This window comes from Jeotgalibacillus proteolyticus (assembly GCF_050107735.1).
GTDB lineage: Bacteria > Bacillota > Bacilli > Bacillales > Jeotgalibacillaceae > Jeotgalibacillus > Jeotgalibacillus proteolyticus_A.
In genome coordinates, this window is sequence record NZ_JBNILO010000032.1 from 1 (window position 1) to 572 (window position 572).

At 47.0% G+C, this 572-nt stretch carries 2 tRNA genes and 1 rRNA gene; all 3 read left to right on the forward strand.

What is annotated here, in order from left to right:
• Nucleotides 1-76: ribosomal RNA gene (locus ACQCT8_RS19000) — 16S ribosomal RNA — on the forward strand; the annotation flags it as partial.
• Between the two features lie 117 nt (nucleotides 77-193).
• Nucleotides 194-270, forward strand: a tRNA-Ile gene (locus ACQCT8_RS19005).
• A 25-nt stretch (nucleotides 271-295) separates the two neighbouring features.
• A tRNA-Ala gene (locus ACQCT8_RS19010) sits at nucleotides 296-371 on the forward strand.
• The last annotated feature ends 201 nt before the right edge of the window (nucleotides 372-572 follow it).

Below are 572 nucleotides of genomic sequence, written 5' to 3' on the forward strand. Positions count from 1 at the left end.
TAAGGTGGGACAGATGATTGGGGTGAAGTCGTAACAAGGTAGCCGTATCGGAAGGTGCGGCTGGATCACCTCCTTTCTAAGGAAATGGCCGATGGCCCTTTGGGTCAATCGCGTCACACAGACTAACTTGACGTTTTCTGGTTGTTTAGTTTTGAAGGTTCAATTCAATTGAATCTCCTTGATAGTAAGATAGGGGCCTATAGCTCAGCTGGTTAGAGCGCACGCCTGATAAGCGTGAGGTCGGTGGTTCGAGTCCACTTAGGCCCACCATTTATCTTCTATCCTATCATCCCATGGGGCCTTAGCTCAGCTGGGAGAGCGCCTGCCTTGCACGCAGGAGGTCAGCGGTTCGATCCCGCTAGGCTCCACCAAACACACTCTTTCGAGAAAGAAAGACCGGCTCGAAAACTTTGTTGTGTAGAAAAGTCACCTTCGGGTGACAGACTCGTTCCTTGAAAACTGGATAAAGACATCAAACAAACAAAGCAACAAACCGAGTAATCGCCACCTTAGTGATTTTCAAGTGAAAATCCAATGAGTCATTTTTAAGAGTTTCTCTTAAAAATGGTTCA